The organism is Kitasatospora sp. NPDC091257 (genome assembly GCF_044757675.1).
GTDB classification, from domain to species: Bacteria; Actinomycetota; Actinomycetes; order Streptomycetales; family Streptomycetaceae; genus Kitasatospora; species Kitasatospora lactacystinica.
The window spans coordinates 1-3,445 of record NZ_JBIVVI010000997.1 but is presented as its reverse complement, the minus strand read 5'-3'; the positions used below and the strand labels follow the sequence as shown (position 1 = coordinate 3,445).

At 68.7% G+C, this 3,445-nt stretch carries 2 protein-coding genes; both read left to right on the top strand.

Annotation, left to right across the window (positions count from 1 at the left end):
• The first annotated feature begins 132 nt into the window (after nucleotides 1-132).
• On the top strand, nucleotides 133-1,719 hold the full coding sequence (locus ACIQOV_RS33315; RefSeq protein ID WP_401054486.1) for a hypothetical protein: 1,587 nt from the start codon (nucleotides 133-135) through the stop codon (nucleotides 1,717-1,719).
• Nucleotides 1,719-3,260, top strand: coding sequence for a hypothetical protein (locus ACIQOV_RS33310; RefSeq protein WP_401054485.1), 1,542 nt, complete (start codon nucleotides 1,719-1,721; stop codon nucleotides 3,258-3,260). The genes ACIQOV_RS33315 and ACIQOV_RS33310 overlap by 1 nt, the downstream gene beginning before the upstream one ends.
• Nucleotides 3,261-3,445 lie beyond the last annotated feature (185 nt).

Here is a 3,445-nt window from a genome sequence, read left to right as displayed (position 1 = left end):
TCCACCTACCCCTGTGCCCCCACCCGCCGCTCTCCGGATGTGGGTCCGCCCGGCCGCACCCCGCCCCCTCGCGTGTGTCGCCGCCGGATGGCGGCCGCCGGGCCGAAACGGTTGGGGCATGAGGCTGTTCGCATGAAAACTTCCGAGGTGTCACCGCTGCTCCGCGCGGCGTCGACAGCGGTTCTCCTACAGTGGCGCTGCCCGCCGCGCCACCCGGGTGCGGAATCCACCCTTCAGGCCAACTCCCCTTTTCTGTTGGCCGGTTCGAGGAGAACCTTCATGACCAATTACCCACCGGAGACGCTGCTGAAGGGCACTCCGGCACCGAAGCCCCATTCGATCACCCTGGGCCCTGACGGCAACCTCTGGGTGACGACGCACAACAAGAGGCTCATGCAGGTGGATCCGGATAATCCCGAAGCCCAGGACAACAAAGAGACGGCAGGTCTGCTCTCGGCGGGCATCGTGATGGTCCCGGAGGGAGGCAACATCCTCTGGTACGCCTCGCCCGCCCACGAGCAGGACTATGATCCCATCTACGAATGGGACGTCGTGAAGTGCGCCGAGACCAGCCAGCACAAACTCGACGACGACGCCCGGGCCCAGACCCTCACCTGGGCGGTGCTGACCAAGGAAGTGAAGAGGCTCAGCGCGACCATCGACGGCAGCGGGGAACACCTCGACGAGGTCCCCTACGCCTGGAACCCGTCCGTCGTCCCGGATCCGGGGGAAAATTACAACACCCCGATCTACTACGTGTTCTTCGCCGAGCCGGTCCACCGCCGGGTCGGCTACGTCAAGGTGGGGGAGGCCGGCCAGCCCAGCACCCACCAGCTTCCGAACGGGGACGACTTCGACACCTGGCTCTGGTCGGTGGCCGTCAGCGTGGACAAGACGGTCAACAACTACACCTACTGGGCCACCGGCCAGGTGTCCACGACGGGCAATTTCCTGCGGAAGAAGAACGGCCTCTACACCTTCACCCCCGGGCAGTCCGGCAAGCCCTGGCAGCGCATTCCACTTCCGGACCCGGATCCGAACCAGAACTCGCAGGTTCCCATCCACGTCATCACCGACTCCACGGCTGTCTGGGTGGGTACGCGAAACCCGAACCGCGTGTGCCGGTACGACATCTCCGACGGATCGTGGACCTCCTCGAAGACCCTGGACCACGAACCCCGGCAGCTGGCCTTCGGGCCGGACGGCAATATCTGGGCCGCGGCCGCCGGCGCCATCTACTGCTTCAAGAAAGACCCGGGCGTCACCACCCTGCCGAGCCCCGACCTGGACAAGGGCAGTGAGGCCGAAGGCCTGTTCGTCGACGCCGAGAAGAAGCAACTGTGGTTCACCGACCCGGCGAAGTGCTCGATCGGCCAGTACGCGATCAAAGTTGCCACCGCCGCCGCGGAACTCGTGGAGATCAAAGAAGGCGCCGCCACCACGTCCGACAAGAACAAGGTCGTCGACATTCCCATGATCGCCCAGTACGTCATCGACGGGCATGACACCCCTGGGATCCCCATCACCTGCAGCATCGACAAAGCCAGTGGTGCCACGTTCGTCCAGGGCAGCGGCGGCCTCGTGCGAGTCGTCCACACCAACCAGCGCGGTGTCGCCCTCTTCCCGAGGATCAGGACCGCCACCAAGGACGTCACGCTCATCATGCAGTACTCGGCAGCCGAGAAGGCGGTCTCGAAGACCCTCACGGTGAAGCCCTGATGACCGCCAACGCCCACAGCCTCACCAAATCGGCCCACCCCGCTGCCATCGCCTACCACCCGGGGGACGGGACGATCTGGTTCGTCACGCCCGACGCGGAGTTCGGCTCCTTCACCCCCTCCGGCCTCTACGAGAGCCAGCTCTTCGCCCCGATGCAGACCGGCCGGAAGACCCGCACCCTGGCCCTGGCCGGCGGTCTGGCCTGGACGTACGCCACCGATTCCGAAGCCGGCTACGTCGTCACCTGCACGGCCGAGGGCGCCTACACAGACCGGAAGAAGCTCGAACCGGCGACTGCCGTGGCCATGGCCGTCGGCGCGGACAACCACGGTGCCCAGCGGGTCGTCTGCACCCGCGAGGGAAGACGCGACCTCGTCCTCGCGGACAGCGGAAAGGTCGCCACGTCCAAGCCCCACACCCATCCGCTGTACGGGCTCGCCATCGGCACGAAGACCCCCGCCACGTACTGGCTGAGCTGCCCCGAGGCCAAGACCGTGGTCAGCTACGACGCCGCGACGGGGAAGTTCGACGGCTCGCCCGTCACCCTCCCGGACGACGTGGTGCCGCAGCACCTGGCGATCACGGAGACCGGCGGCGACTTCCTGTGGATCGCGACCCACCAGTCCACGATCCTCCGCCACGACCTGCACGACGGGTCTTTCCTGCCCGTCGACACCGGGAAGGTGGTGGACCGGCTCTTCCCGATGGCCGACGGAAGCCTCTGGTTCACCATGCCGTCCGCGGGCGCGGTGGGCTACGTCCTGCCGGGGCGGACGGAGGCGAAGTACGTCCCCTTCGACTCCGACACCCGCCCGTCGGGGATCGCCGCGGACGGGCACGGCGCCCTGTGGGTGGGCCTGGAGGGCACGAGCGAGATGGCGTCCCTGTCCAAGTACCGGATGACCGTCCTGTCGGGCGAGGACCAGAGCGCGCCGGTCGGCGGGACGTTCCCCGACCGGCTGTCCGTCAGGGTCACCGCCCTCGACGGCACCGGGCACCAAGGGGCCACGGTGACGTTCACCGTGCGGGACGACCAGGCGCGGTTCCCCGGTGACAAGGCCACCGCCACCGCGACCACGGGCACGGACGGAAGGGCGACCAGTCCTTCGCTGACGGCGAGGAAAGCGGGGCCGAAACCCTGCGACGTGGTCGCCGAATGGAAGGACGAGGGCCTGCTCGTCCCGTTCAACGGCATCACCGTGCGCCCCGAGGCCGGACCGGTCGACCACCTCGTCTACCTCTCGGGAGCGGGCCAGTCTTCGCTGCCCGGAGAGGACTTCCCCGCGCCGCTCCGGGTGCGGGCGGTCGACGCCTTCGGCACCCCGGTTCCGAAGGTGGACGTGGCCTTCCGCGTGACGGACGACACGGTCTCCTTCAGCGGGAGCGCGACCGCGGTGGTCCGCAGCGGCACCGACGGGGAGGTCGAATCACCCGTGCTGACCGCGGGCGACGAAGCGGGACGAGCGGTCGTCGAGATGTGGCCGACGAAGGCCGCCGCCGGTCTCGTCGTGCACGAGTACGTCCATGACCCCGTCGACTGACCCCGCACCGCCCCGCGCCGGGCGGGGACGGCGCCCCGACCCCCGGGAGGGACCATGACGCGCACGGCCGCCGGGCTGCGCACCGAATTCGACTTCGAACTGCCGCACGGCTACGTCGGGCCGGACGGCCGGGTCCACCGCCGGGGCCGGATGCGGATGGCCACGGCCCGCGACGAGCTGGCCCC

What these genes read in the sequence shown, in the direction of transcription:
- ACIQOV_RS33315 (WP_401054486.1), top strand. Translation starts at nt 133, where the DNA reads ATGAAAACTTCCGAGGTGTCACCGCTGCTCCGCGCGGCGTCGACAGCG.
- ACIQOV_RS33310 (WP_401054485.1), top strand. Translation starts at nt 1,719, where the DNA reads ATGACCGCCAACGCCCACAGCCTCACCAAATCGGCCCACCCCGCTGCC.